This window comes from Streptomyces sp. NBC_00209 (assembly GCF_045206345.1).
In the GTDB taxonomy this organism is placed as follows: domain Bacteria; phylum Actinomycetota; class Actinomycetes; order Streptomycetales; family Streptomycetaceae; genus Streptomyces.
This window is the reverse complement of the sequence record NZ_CP108121.1, coordinates 5,760,496-5,773,506: the sequence shown is the minus strand read 5'-3', so window position 1 is coordinate 5,773,506 and position 13,011 is coordinate 5,760,496. Positions and strand designations below refer to the sequence as shown.

10 protein-coding genes are annotated in these 13,011 nt (G+C 74.6%); 2 read left to right on the top strand and 8 right to left on the bottom strand.

Annotation, left to right across the window (positions count from 1 at the left end; translation table 11 throughout):
• Position 1 precedes the first annotated feature (1 nt).
• The 4 genes from OG867_RS26255 to OG867_RS26240 all read right to left on the bottom strand — a co-directional run bounded on the left by OG867_RS26255 (position 2) and on the right by OG867_RS26240 (position 7,201).
• Positions 2-1,480: a trifunctional class I SAM-dependent methyltransferase/NUDIX hydrolase/VOC family protein gene (locus OG867_RS26255; protein WP_406288977.1), complete on the bottom strand. Its 1,479-nt coding sequence runs from the start codon at positions 1,478-1,480 to the stop codon at positions 2-4.
• A 79-nt stretch (positions 1,481-1,559) separates the two neighbouring features.
• The gene (locus tag OG867_RS26250) at positions 1,560-2,453 is read right to left on the bottom strand and encodes an esterase/lipase family protein (RefSeq protein ID WP_406288975.1); all 894 of its coding nucleotides are present in this window, start codon (positions 2,451-2,453) and stop codon (positions 1,560-1,562) included.
• 222 nt (positions 2,454-2,675) lie between these two features.
• A complete protein-coding gene (locus OG867_RS26245; RefSeq protein WP_328899464.1) occupies positions 2,676-3,686 on the bottom strand; it encodes a hypothetical protein in 1,011 nt (336 codons plus the stop codon).
• A complete protein-coding gene (locus tag OG867_RS26240) occupies positions 3,683-7,201 on the bottom strand; it encodes a DNA polymerase III subunit alpha (RefSeq protein WP_406288973.1) in 3,519 nt (1,172 codons plus the stop codon). Before OG867_RS26240 ends, OG867_RS26245 begins: the two co-directional genes overlap by 4 nt.
• Before the next feature lie 129 nt (positions 7,202-7,330).
• Between OG867_RS26240 and OG867_RS26235 the strand changes: the two genes are divergently transcribed.
• On the top strand, positions 7,331-8,326 hold the full coding sequence (locus tag OG867_RS26235; RefSeq protein WP_406288971.1) for a DUF3533 domain-containing protein: 996 nt from the start codon (positions 7,331-7,333) through the stop codon (positions 8,324-8,326).
• 137 nt (positions 8,327-8,463) lie between these two features.
• Positions 8,464-8,949, top strand: a complete 486-nt coding sequence (locus tag OG867_RS26230; RefSeq protein ID WP_406288969.1) for a phospholipase — start codon at positions 8,464-8,466, stop codon at positions 8,947-8,949.
• A gap of 62 nt (positions 8,950-9,011) precedes the next feature.
• Here OG867_RS26230 and OG867_RS26225 read toward each other — a convergent pair whose 3' ends face one another.
• From OG867_RS26225 to OG867_RS26210, 4 genes are all read right to left on the bottom strand, one after another.
• Positions 9,012-9,911 (bottom strand): S1 family peptidase, encoded by a 900-nt coding sequence (locus OG867_RS26225; protein ID WP_328899486.1) that lies wholly within the window; start codon positions 9,909-9,911, stop codon positions 9,012-9,014.
• 186 nt (positions 9,912-10,097) lie between these two features.
• On the bottom strand, positions 10,098-10,898 hold the full coding sequence (locus OG867_RS26220; RefSeq protein ID WP_406288967.1) for a DUF1684 domain-containing protein: 801 nt from the start codon (positions 10,896-10,898) through the stop codon (positions 10,098-10,100).
• Between the two features lie 5 nt (positions 10,899-10,903).
• Entirely contained in the window at positions 10,904-11,830 is a 927-nt protein-coding gene (locus OG867_RS26215; protein WP_406288965.1) for an LLM class flavin-dependent oxidoreductase, read from the bottom strand.
• The gene (locus OG867_RS26210; RefSeq protein WP_328899489.1) at positions 11,827-12,801 is read right to left on the bottom strand and encodes an LLM class flavin-dependent oxidoreductase; all 975 of its coding nucleotides are present in this window, start codon (positions 12,799-12,801) and stop codon (positions 11,827-11,829) included. The genes OG867_RS26215 and OG867_RS26210 overlap by 4 nt, the downstream gene beginning before the upstream one ends.
• Positions 12,802-13,011 lie beyond the last annotated feature (210 nt).

Genomic DNA, 13,011 nt, shown 5'->3' with positions numbered 1-13,011 from the left:
CTCAGCGCACCACCAGCTCCACCTCGTACCCCGCCGCGTCCTCCAGGTAGGCGGCCACGCAGTCCTCGCCGCCCGCGTGCGGATGGCGGTCCGCGAAGAGCAACCGCCAGCCGTGGTCCGGGGCCCGGGCCACCAGGGCGTCCAGGGCGGCCCGGTGCTCGACGTGGAACGCCAGGTGGTTGAGGCCGGGGCGGCGGCGTTCGTGCGTCCCGGGGGCCAGGTCGGGCGACTGCTCGATCACCACATAGCTGTCCCCGCGCCGCCAGCTGCGTCCGTGCGCCCAGTCCTGGTACGGGACATGGCCCAGCTCGCCGAGGAGCCAGTCCCAGCCCGGCACGGCCGCCGCCAGGTCGGGCACCCACAGCTCGATGTGGTGGACCTGCCCCGTGCGGGTACCGCCCACCGGCAGTACCACCGCCCGTCGACGGCCCTCCGGTTCGTACGCGACCGGGTCGCCGTCCTCGTGCCAGTGGATCAGGAAGCGCTCCCCCGCCCGGTAGCCTTCGAGGCCCGCGCGGCAGTAGGCGACCATGTCGTCGGGGAGGGCGTCCAGCGGATACCAGGCCAGCTCGGAGCACTTGTCGGGTTCGCGGTTGTACGGGGGCCGCGCGGGGTCGTACGCGGCCTCGAAGAACCAGCCCGTGCGGGGGGCGCCGCCCGGGCCCCGATGCTGCATGACCAGGGCCACGCGCAGCTCCGCCGGGTCCAGGGCGAGGCCGGTCTCCTCGGCCGCCTCCCGGATCAGCGCCTGCCGCACGTCCTCGCCGTCCTCCACATGGCCGGACGGGGCGTGCAGCAGGCCGTCCGCGTACCCCGTGCCGGACCGGCGGGCGAGCAGGACCTCGGAGCCGCGGCGGAGGATCAGGTGCACGTCGACCACCTCGGTGTGGCGGCGCGTCCCGCGCACGGGGGCGACCAGCGCGTACCGCTCGTCGTCCACGTCCTTGCCCCAGAGGTCGCGGTCGCCGGAGAGCCGTTCGTGGTGGACGCGCTCGGTGAGCGGGGCGAGCAGCGCGGTGAGGCGTCCGGCGGAGAGACCGGTGCCGTTCCACACGCCCTCCACCAGGACCAGCCTGCCGCCGGGGCGCAGGAGCCCCGCCCAGTGGCGCAGGACGGCCGCCGGGTCGGGCAGCGTCCACACCACGTGCCGGGCGAGGATCACGTCGAACCCGCGGTCGCCGACGGGCGGCCGGGCCGCGTCCCCCACCAGCACCTCGGCGTCCGTGCCGGCCAGCTTGGCGCGGGCCCGCTCCACCATGCGCGGTGAACTGTCCACGCCGGTGAGCCGGTGGCCCTGCCCGGCCGCGAGCAGCGCCAGGCTCCCCGTACCGCAGCCGAGGTCGAGCACGTCGGACGGTCCGGCGGGCAGCCAGCTCTCCATCCGCCGCGCCCAGGCGGCGCGGACCACCGGGTCGAGCAGCCCGTGATCGGCCTCCTGGTCGAAGGTGTCGGCGAGGGAATCCCAGTCGGTCGTCGTCATGATCCGATCGTGCCAGCCGCCACTGACAACGCCCCCGTCCCGGCGAGGAAGGACCTCACCGGGACGGGGGCGTACGGCTCTAGCCGATGACCGAGGCGCAGTTGGTCGGGCCGGCGTGCGACGGGTCCAGGGCGTTCGCCACCTCGTGGTAGGCGACCCGGTCGATGGTCCCGATCGCCACGTGCTCGGACAGGTCGACCGGGCACAGGTCCTGGAGCAGGACGTTGCGCACGTCCGGCCCGTCCAGGAACTGGGTCCGGTACGGGGTCACGACCTCGTCGTAGCGGGTCGCGATCACGGTGTAGTGGACGCCGGGCACGGTGTCGGGCACGGAGTTGAGCTTCTTGATGAAGGGCGATCCGGCCACCTGGTCGGCGAGTCCGGGCGTACCGGCGTTGAGCAGGTACTCGGCGCCGGGGAAGTACGGCAGGAGCTTGGTCAGGCCGAGCAGCGTGGTGCCGTGGTTGTCGGGGGCGAGGCCGATCATGGCGTTCACCTTGGCCGCGCCGCCGAGGAACTTCAGGTAGTAGTTCGGCATCATGCCGCCCTGCGAGTGGCCCACGAGGTCCGCCTTGGGGGCGCCGGTGGAGGCGAGCACCTTGTCGACGAACGTGGCGAGCTGGCCTGCCGACTTGTCGATCGGACCGAGCCCGTTGAAGACCGGCACGCCGGGCAGCTGGCCGTAGTCGAGCGAGTAGACGCAGTAGCCCCGGTTCACCAGGTACGGGGCGAGGACGAGCCAGTTGTCGACGGAGTTCCCGAAGGTCCCGTGGACCAGGACGACGGGGCGGGGGTGGGCGGCGGAGGGCTTGCAGGAGTAGTCGTTCCAGCCGCGCGAGGTGGCGGCCGTCGCGGCGGCGGGGGCGGCCGCCGCGGTCGCCGTGGGGGTGGCGACCGCGGCGACGGCGAGGAGCAGGGCGGCGAGTGTCCGGCGGGCGCGTGGGGAACGCGACGCACGGGTCCAGGGCAGCATCGTGGGGTCTCCTTGCGGCTCAAGGGAGTTGCGATGTCTGTGCACCCTGCGGCCCGGACCACAAGTTTCCGCTGATGTTCTGCGTGCTCATGCCAAATTACGCATGAGTAGGGTTCGCTGGGAAGTTACGCGTCGGTAAAAAGTCCGCGGGGCGCGGGACGGCCGGGGTTACGCGACCGGCCCACGAGCCGCCGCGGCCACGCGGCGGGTGGCGAACCCCCCTCAGGCCGCCAGCCGCCCCGGCATCACGGCCCGGGGGCCGAACCGCTCCCGCAGCTCGTCCGCGACCGCCTCGATCCGCCGGGCCCGCTCGTCCACCGGGTCGAAGCTCAGCTGCTGGGCGGCCCGTTCCGCCTCGCCCAGCCCCTCCGCGCGCAGCCCGATCCCCCGCACCCGGGCCCGTTGCAGGCCGAACGAGTCGTGGATGCGGTACGCGAGCGCGGTGAGCTCCGCGGAGTGCGCGGTGGGTTCGCGGAGGGTACGGCTCCGGGTCAGCGTCGCGTAGCCGGTGCGGTCGGCGTAGCGCACGGAGACCGCGAGCGCGCGGCACACCTGCCCCTCGCCCCGCAGCCGCGCCCCCAGCTCCTCGGTGAGCGACATGAGCGCGCGCCGCTGCCGCTCCGGGTCCAGCTCGTCGCGCGGGAAGGTGCGCTCGGCGGCGACCGAGCGGGCGGCGGCGTTCGGCCGGACGGCGGTGCGGTCGACGCCGTGCGCCCGCTCCCACAGGTCGCGCCCGGTCCGCGTCCCGGTGATCCGTTGCAGAGTGCCGAGCGGGGCCGCCGCGATCCGGCCGACGGAGTCGAGCCCGTACCCGCACAGCGTCCGGGCCGTCGCCGCCCCGACGCCGTCCAGCGCGGCGGCGGGCCGGTCCGCGAGGAAGGCGGCCACCCCGTCGGCGGGCACCACGAAGGTCGTCCCGGGCGCGGCCTGCCGCAGCGCCATCCGGGCCAGCATCGGGTTCGGGGCGGCCCCGATCGCGCAGTCCACCCCGTGCAGGGCCAGCGCGCGGACCCGGATCACCGAGGCCAGGCCCTTCACGTCCCGCCCGAAGTAGCGCAGCGCGCCGCGCACATCGGCGAGCGCCCCGTCCGGCGGGGCCGCCTCCACGACCGGGGTGAACGAGCCGAGCAGGGCGAGCAGCCCCGCGTACCCGGCGGCGTCCGGGGGCCCGCCGCCGACCCGCCGGAACCGCAGGCAGAGGACATCGGGCTGCCCGTCCGGCACCCCGGTCATCCCGCGCTCCCCGGGCTCTGGTGCCACAGCTTCCTTCCGGTGGGCAGCCCCTCGCCGGGCGGCTTGAGGTCGGCCCAGGGGTTCATCTCGTAACCGGTGGGCATCCGGATGCGCCGCCCGTCGTCACCGGGCGGGGCCTCATCCGATGGCGAACCCCCGGCCTCCGGCTCCGGCACCTGCGCCAGCCGCTCCGCGACCGCGTCGAGTCCGCCGGTGCGCCGCAGCTCGGCCAGCTCCGCCAGGTTCCAGGCGGCCGCGCCGACCACGCTCAGGCTGCGCGCCCCGCGCCGCTGCACCACCCCGCGTACAAGGAGCAGCCAGGAGTGGAAGACGGTGTGCGCGCAGGCGGCGTGGCTGTCGTCGAAGAAGGCCAGGTCGACCAGGCCCGTACCGTCGTCCAGGGTGGTGAAGACGACCCGGCGGCCGGAGCGGACGGGCGGGGTCTGGGTCGCCGCCTTGGCACCCGCGACCAGCACGGTCTCCCCGTGCCGCGCCTCGCGCAGCCGCTTCGCCGAGACCGCGCCGAGCTCCTTGAGGAAGGCGTGGTGATCGCTCATCAGATGGCGCGAGACGTCCATGCTCAGCACGCCCAGCTCGGCGCTGAGCCGTTCCGCCTCGTTGAGGTCGGGCAGGCCGGCGGACGCGGTGCGGTGGCCGCCGCCGAGCGGAAGCTGCGCGCCGGAGCCCGCGCCGCGCTGGGCGCGGTGCAGTTCGGACAGGTGCAGCAGCAGATCGCGCCGGTTGGCGCCGAACGCGTCCAACGCGCCCACCTGGGCGAGCCGTTCGGCGGCCGGCTTTCCCGGGCGGGCCCGCTGCCAGAAGTCCAGCAGTGAGCTGTAGGGCTGGCCGTCCTCGATCCGGGCGACCTCGGCCTCGCTGATCCCGTGCACGTCGGAGAGCGCGAGCCGCAGCCCCCAGCGTTCCCTCTCCTCCCCACCATCAGACACCAGTTCGATTTGATGGGCGGCCGCCGACCGGTTCACGTCCAGCGGCAGCACGGGCACCCCGCGCCGCCGGGCGTCGGCGAGCAGCAGCCGCTTCGGGTACATCCCCGGGTCATGGGTGAGCAGCCCGGCGTAGAAGGCCGCCGGGTGGTGCGCCTTCAGCCAGGCCGACTGGTACGTGGGTACGGCGAAGGCCACCGCGTGCGCCTTGCAGAAGCCGTAGCTGCCGAACGCCTCGATGATCTCCCAGGCGCGGGCGATGACCTCCGCGTCGTACGTGCGCGCCGCCGCGTGCTGGGCGAACCAGACCCTGATCAGGGCCTGGGACTCGGGGTGGGAGAGCCCGCGCCTGACCCGGTCGGCCTCGTCGCGACCGCAGCCGGTCATGATGTCGACCATCCGGATGATCTGCTCGTGGAAGACCACCACGCCGTACGTCTCGCTCAGCGCGCCCTCCAGGTCGGGGTGCGGATAGCGGACCGGCGCCCGGCCGTGCCGGGCCTCGATGAACGGGCGGACCATGTCGGCGGAGACCGGGCCCGGCCGGAACAGCGAGATGTCGACCACCAGATCGTGGAAGTTCTCCGGCTGGAGCCTGCCGACCAGGTCCCGTTGGCCCGGCGACTCGATCTGGAAGCAGCCCAGCGTCTCGGCCGTCCTGATCAGCTGGTACGTGCGCGGGTCGCCCGGCTCCACGGCGTCCAGGTCCACCTCGCGCCCGGAGGCCCGCTTCACCTCGGCGACCGCGTGCGCCATCGCCGACTGCATCCGTACGCCCAGCACGTCCAGCTTGAGCAGCCCCAGGTGCTCCACGTCCTCCTTGTCGAACTGGGACATCGGGAAGCCCTCGCCGCTGGTGGGCACGACGGGGGTGCGGCGCAGCAGCGAGGCGTCCGAGAGGAGGACCCCGCACGGGTGCATGGCGACGCCGCGCGGCAGCGCGTCCAGCGCCTCCACCAGCTCCCACAGCCTCCCGTACGTCTCCCTGGTCCTCGCGACCTCGCGCAGTTCGGGCAGCTCCTCCATGGCCGCGCGGGCGTCGCGGGCCCGGATGTGCGGGAACGCCTTGGCGAGCCGGTCGGTCTCGGCCGGGTTCATGGAGAGCGCGGCGCCGACGTCGCGGATGGCGTGGCGCACCCGGTAGGTCTCGGGCATGGCGACGGTGGCGACCCGCTCGGCGCCGAAGCGGTCGATGATCGCGCGGTAGACGTCGAGGCGGCGGGCCGATTCGACGTCGATGTCGATGTCGGGCAGCACGAAGCGGCGCCTGGACAGGAAGCGCTCCATCAGCAGCCCGTGCTCGACCGGGTCGGCGTGGGCGATGCCCAGCAGGTGGTTGACCAGCGAACCGGCCCCGGAGCCCCGGGCGGCCACCCGCACCTTCATCGCGCGTACGTCGTCCACCACCTGGGCGACCGTCAGGAAGTACGAGGCGAAGCCGTGGTGGGCGATGACGTCCAGTTCGTGGTGCATCCGGTCCCAGTACCCGGGCCTGCGGTCGTAGCCGCGCAGCACCATGCCGGCGGCCGCGCGGGAGGCCAGCACCCGCTGGGCGGTGCGCCGGTCCGCGCCGACGAGGCCGGGCTCGGGGAAGTGGACGGAGCCGAGGCCGATGTCGTTTTTGGGGTCCACCACGCACGCCTCGGCGGTGTCCCGGGTCTCCGCGAGGAGCCGCACCCCGGCACCGGCGCCGAGCCCGGCGGCCGAGGCGATCCGCTCGGCGGCCTCCGCCATCGCGCGGGTGTCCTTGAGCCAGCGCTCACCGCTGTCGAGCGGGGCGCGGCGCGGGTCGACGGGGACGAGCCGGCGAGCGGCGTCGAGCACGTCTGCGACCGGGCCCTGCCCCGGGTCGGCGTACCGGACGGCGTTGGTCAGCACCGCCCGTACGCCCTGCTCGGCGGCGAGGCCGACGGTACGGGCGGCGAGCCGCAGCGAACCGGGCCCGGTGCCGGTCCGCCCGTGGTGGACGGCTTCGAGGCGCAGGCCGTCGCCGTACATCTCGCGCCAGGGGGCGAGGAGGGCGGCGGCCAGGTCGGGACGGCCCGCCGACAGGGCCCGGCCCACGTCGGAGGCGGGGCCGAGCAGCACGGTGAGCCCTTCGGCGGGCAGCGCGGGCGGGCCGACCAGGGGCCGCCCGCCCTCGGGAACGGCGGCGTGGGCGGCGGTGACCAGACGGCACAGCTCGGCCCAGCCCAGGGCGCCGTCGCGGGCGAGGAAGGTGACCCGAGGCGCCGATTCATCGACAAAGACGCCTCCCCGGGCGGGGGTGCGGGGGCGCCGGGCGGGCGCCTCCCCCGTCCCCGGTCCCACCGCGAGGTCCGCCCCGAACAGCGGGCGCACCCCTTCCCGCTCACAGGCCCTGGCGAACCGGACCGCGCCGGCGAGGGTGTCGCGATCGGTCAGCGCGAGGGCGTCCAGACCGCGCTCGGCGGCGCGCTCCGCCAGCCGCTCCGGGTGCGAGGCCCCGTACCGCAGGGAGAACCCGGAGGCGGTATGCAGATGCGTGAACCCTGGCACCTGCACCTCCTGAACCGATTCGTACGCGCTGGCCACCCCCTCGCTCTCCACCATAAACCAAGTTTCGAACACTCGTACGATAACCGGCGCCCGCCTGATCTCCCCCGGTCACGCGGCCCTCCCCTTCCGCCGTTCGGCCGCGCCCCGACTGCGCGCGCGAGGGGCGGCCCGGAGCGTGGGGGCATGACTTTCGCCGACGAGGTGCGGAACGCCGTCACCCCCCGGGCCGCTCTGCTCGTCATCGGGGTGCTGGCGCTCCAGCTGCTGTTCATCGCGTCCTACATCGGGGCGCTGCACCACCCGAAGCCGACGGACGTCCCCTTCGGCGTCGTCGCGCCCCAGCAGGCGTCCGCCCGGCTCGTCGCTCAGCTGGACGGCCTCCCGGGCGGTCCGCTCGACCCGCGTACGGTCTCCGACGAGGCCACCGCCCGCCGGCAGATCCTCGACCGCGAGATCGACGGCGCCCTGATCGTGGACCCCCGGGGCACGAGGGACACCGTGCTGGTCGCCTCCGGCGGGGGGACCGTCCTGGCCACCTCGCTCACGAAGATCGTCAAGGAGGCGGAGGCGGCCCAGCGGCGCACGGTGCGCGCCGTCGACGTGGCCCCGGCCTCGCCCCAGGACTTCGACGGGCTGTCCGCGTTCTACCTGGCGGTGGGCTGGTGCGTCGGCGGCTATCTGTGCGCCTCGATCCTGGCGATCAGCGCGGGCACCCGCCCCGCCAACCGGCAGCGCGCGCTGATCCGGACCGGGGTCATGGCGCTGTACGCGATCGCGGGCGGCATCGGCGGCGCGCTCATCATCGGCCCGGTCCTCGGCGCCCTGCCCGGCAGCTTCTGGGGGCTGGCGGGCCTGGGCGCGCTGACCGTCTTCGCGGTCGGCATGATCACCCTCGCCCTGGAGGGGCTGACCGGCATCGTCGGCATCGGCCTGGCCGTCCTGATCGTGGTCATCGCGGGCAACCCGAGCGCGGGCGGCGCCTTCCCGCTCCCGATGCTCCCGGACTTCTGGCGCGCGATCGGCCCCGCCCTGCCCCCGGGCGCGTCGACCTGGACGGCCCGCTCGATCGCGTACTTCCACGGCAACGCGGTGACCGGCCCCCTGCTGGTGCTGTCCGCCTGGGCGGTGGTGGGCACGGCGGGCACGCTGCTGACGGCGATGCGGCGGCGCGCCCGCTGACGCGTACCCCGCACGGCGCACAGCCCCGAAGAGCCACCGCACGCCCCTAGGCATGACAGGTGCATGGCGGCATTCTGGAGCGACCTCGCACGCCCGCGAGAACGATCCAACTGCCCCTCTCCCCACGGAGGTTGTCCATGCGCCGTCGCGTCGCCACCCTGCTCGCCACCCTCGGGCTGTCGCTCCCGCTCGCCCTGCTGCCCGTCGCGTCCGCCTCGGCGGCCCCCGCGGACAAGCCCCAGGTGCTCAGTTCCTGGACGCAGACGAGCGCCGCCAGCTACAACGCGTGGAACTCCGCCCGCAACAACAAGGGCGCCTGGTCCGCGTACGGCTTCGACTGGTCGACGGACTACTGCAGCACCTCGCCCGACAACCCCTTCGGCTTCCCGTTCCAGACGGCCTGCGCCCGCCACGACTTCGGGTACCGCAACTACAAGGCCGCCGGCACGTTCTCCGCCAACAAGGCCCGGCTCGACAACGCGCTCTACTCGGACCTCAAGCGGGTGTGCGCCGCCTACTCCGGCGCCAAGCGGACCTCGTGCGACGGCACGGCCTGGACGTACTACCACGCGGTGGACATCTTCGGCGTGGCACCGGCCGGGGCGGGCGCGGGCAGAGGCTGACCGGCACCCACGCACATGGCCCCCGGCGGAACCGGGGGCCATGTGTCCGTACGGGCCGGGCGTCAGTTCAGGGTGACGCCGTACGCGCTCAGCGCCTCCGTGACCGGCTGGAAGAACGTCGTACCGCCGGAGCTGCAGTTGCCGCTGCCGCCGGAGGTCAGGCCGACGGCCTTGCTGCCGGAGTAGAGCGGACCGCCCGAGTCGCCGCCCTCGGCGCACACATTGGTCTGGATCATGCCGTAGACGACATCACCGTTGCCGTAGTTGACCGTGGCGTTGAGACCGGTGACGGTGCCGCTGTGGATGCCGGTCGTGGAGCCCCGGCGGGTCACCGACATGCCGACCGTGGCGTTGGCCGCGCCGGTGATGGTGACGCTGCCGACCTTGCCCGGGTGGGCGAGCGAGGTGTTGTCGTAGCGCACGATTCCGTAGTCGTTGCCCGGGAAGCTGGAGCCGACCGTCGGGCCTATGTAGGTGCTGTTCGAGGAGTTGGTGTACCAGGGCGGGTTGCCGTCGGTGCAGTGACCGGCGGTCAGGAAGTAGTACGTGCTGCCGCTGTGGACGTTGAACCCGAGGGAACAGCGCCAGCCGGGGGCGTAGATCGCGTCGCCGCCGGCGAGCAGCTTGTTGAACGTGCCGGGGGTGTGCTCGATGCGCAGGGCGCCCGCGTTGCCTCCCGCGGAGTCCTTGATCTGCTTGATCTCCGCCGCGGAGACCGTGCTGTCGACCGTGACCACGACCTTCCCGGTCTTCTGGTCGACGCTCCACGCCGTGCCGGCGACATCGGCGCCGAGGACGGCGTCACTGGCGGCGGCGAGCTGGTTGGCGCTGTACGTTCCGCTGGAGTTCGCCTGGGCGGTGGGGGCGGCCAGGGCGCCTACGGCGACCAGGCCCGCCGCGATGGCGAGGGCCCGCGTGCGTCTGGCGGTACCGCTGAGGGGGGTGGTGCGCTTGATCCTCACTGTCATTCCTCCCGAGGGGAATCGGGGGCCCGCCTGTGGGGTGGTCGGGCCCGTGAGGCGCAGTCAGGCACACGGCCATCCGTCCGCATTCCGGATATGCCGTGCCCCTGACAAGCGCTGCTCGGGAGTATTCAAGGCGTCAACTTCTCGCGCAAGGGTGCCTTTTGGCCTGAGCTCGCGACATCCTCAGCCGTCGGCCCGCTGCCGCTCCCCCGCCTCCACGGCCACCGGAAGGGTGTTGCCCGGCGGCGGGAAGGGGCAGATGAAGTGGTCCGCGAAGGCGCACGGCGGCAGCAGCGCACGGTTGAAGTCGACGGTCACCGCGCCGTCGGCGTCCGGTGCGGCGGGCCGCAGGAACCGGAAGCGGTAACTGCTGTTCCCGCTGGTCGCGTCGGCGAAGACGGCCCAGAGCGACCCGTCCGGCTCGACGGCGACCTGGAGCGTGTGCCCGGCCCCGTCCAGCTCGAAGGCGATCTCCCCGGCGAGCCCGAGCCCGCGTGCGACACCGTCGGCGTTCTCGACCCGGACGGTGCGCGCGTCCGCGTACGGGCGGAAGGTGCCCGGCACCGCCCAGCCCGGCGCGTACGGGGTCGCTTCGATCGCCCGGAACGCGCGCCGCGCGGGCGAACCGGGGTCGAAGACCCGGACCGCCCACAGGCCCTCGCGGCGGAGCACGACGAGCCTGCGCCCCTCGTGCGCGACCCGGGAGGCGTCGATCGGCCCCTGGTCCGCACCGAGCCGGACCTCCCCGGCGAAGGGCTTCCCGTCGACGGTCAGCCCGTCCTCCGGGGCCGCGTCGAGCACCGGTGTGCCGTCCTCCTCGCGCCACCGGCCCGGGACGGCCGGAATTCGCCCCTCCGGGTAGTCCGCGAGCCAGTGGGTCCCGGTGAGGGAGAGCGGACCGTAGGGCGCCGAGACCGTGGCGGTCCGCTCCTCGTGCCAGCGCTCCCAGTCCCGCGCTGCCTGCTGCTGTGCGTGCGTGCTCATGGTGGTCAACCCTTCCATACGGGTGCGGCGATCCCGAGGTGCGACCGCAGCGTGGAACCGGTGTACGTACGGCGGAACGCCCCCCGGTCCTGGAGGAGCGGAACGACCCGGTCCACGAAGCCGTCGAGGCCGCCGGGGGCGTACGGGACGAGGACGAAACCGTCGGCGGCGCCCTCGGCGACGTACGCGGTGAGCAGCGCGGCGATGTCGGCCGGGCTGCCGGTGAAGGGTTTCTGCCCGGCGGGCCGGGCCGGGTGCGCGCCGGTGTCGTCGAGTACGAAGCCGACGCGGAGCATGACCTTCAGCTCGCCGTGCGCCCGGCCGTGGGCCGCGAGCCGCCCCTTCGCCTCCGCGTAGCGGGCGCGGGCCGCGCCCGGCGTGGTGTGCGGGACGAGGACGATGTCGGCGGCGGACGCGGCGAGTTCCCGGTCCTCCGGTGAGTCGCCCGCCAGGACGGTGACGGGATGCCCCTGCGGACAGCGTTCCACGGTGAACTCGCCCTCCACCGCGAAATACCGCCCGTGATGGGTGACGGGGCGCGGGGTGCCGTCGGGCGTCCAGGAGTCCCAGAGCGCGCGGGCGGCGGCGACGCACTCGGCGGCGCGCGGGTGCCCGCCGGCCGGGGGGTGCGCGTGCCAGGCGGCCCGGCCGGCGCTGAGGTGGTCGAGGGTGGCGAGACGGCGGGCCAGTTCGCAGGGCTCCCCGAAGGCGGCGCCGGCGGCCAGACCGAGCCGCTCGGTGCCGGCGGCGAGGGCGGCCAGCACGGTGAGCGCGTCGGGCCCGCCGGACTCCCCCTCCGCGACGAGGAGGAAGTCGAACAGGCCCCGCTCCGCCGTGCGCGCGAGCTGTTCGTACGAGGCGAACCCGGCCCGCTCGCCGGCGCCGGGGGCGTGCGCGGCGAGGTGCATCGGCCGGGTCGGCGCGGTCGTCATACGCCCGCTCCGGCCCGTGCGTACCGGCGGGCGGGCCGGGCCAGGCCCAGGTGCTCGCGCAGGGTGCCGCCCGGGTAGAAGGTCCGGAACAGGCTGCGGTGCTGGAGCAGGGCCACCGTGCCGTTGACGATCCGTTCGAGGTCACGCCCGGGGGTGATCGGGGTGAGGTGGAAGCCGTCGACCGCGCCGGCCCGGTGCCACCGGGTGATCAGCGCGGCCAGGTCGACCGGGCCGCCCCGGTAGTAGGTCCCCCGGTCGGCCGGTGGCGGCTCGTCGGCCAGCCCCGGTTCCGGTGCCGTCTCGGCGTCGCCGAGGTCGACGGTGAGCGCGGCGAACACCCGCAGCGCGTCGGGGTCCCGGCCGTGCGCGGCGGCGCGGCGGCGCACGTCGTCGCGGATCGCGGCGGTCCGCTCGGGGGTGGCGGCCCGGACGAGGACGACGTCGGCATGGCGGGCGGCGACGGCCCTGGCCGGTTCGGGCGTGCCGTCGATGACGACGACGGGGTGGCCCTGGGGCGGTTCCCAGTGGTCCCAGTGCCGGGCGCAGTGCTCCGCGCACTTCCCGGCCCCGTCCCACAGCGCGTCGGCGGACGCGGCGGGGCGGCGGCCGAGGAGCCGGGCCTCGGCCTCCGTCGCGGACACGCCGGCCCGCCAGCCCGCCCGGCCCCGGCTGACCCAGTCCAGGGTCGCCACGGCGGACGCCAGGCGGGACGGCTCGGTGTGGGTGGCGGTGACCGTCGGCACGAGGCCGATGCGGCGGGTGGCGGGGGCCACCCGGGCGAGGACGGCGAGCGCGTCGGGCCCCGGCCGGGCGAAGGAGTCGCCGAGGGTGACGAAGTCGAGCGCGCCGCCCTCCGCGAGCCGGGCGAGGCCGGTGTGGTGGGCGGCGTCGTACCGGGGCGGGCCGCCGATCTCGGCGGCCAGGTGGAGGGGGCGCAGGACAGGACGGGATGCGGATGTGCGCGCGGGCATGGGGAGGCTCCGTGGATACGGTGATCGGACACGGGGCGCGCCCTCGGCGCGGAAACGCGGAATCGCAGCAGCGTGGAGCAGGGCGGACGGGCCCCTCAGCCCGGTCCTCCCCCGAGACAAGCGGTGCCGGGGGCGGACTGTCAAGCCTGTCCACACTGTGAGCAGTACGTCTCAAGGCAGTTGACGGGTCATCGGACGGCTGTTCCACTG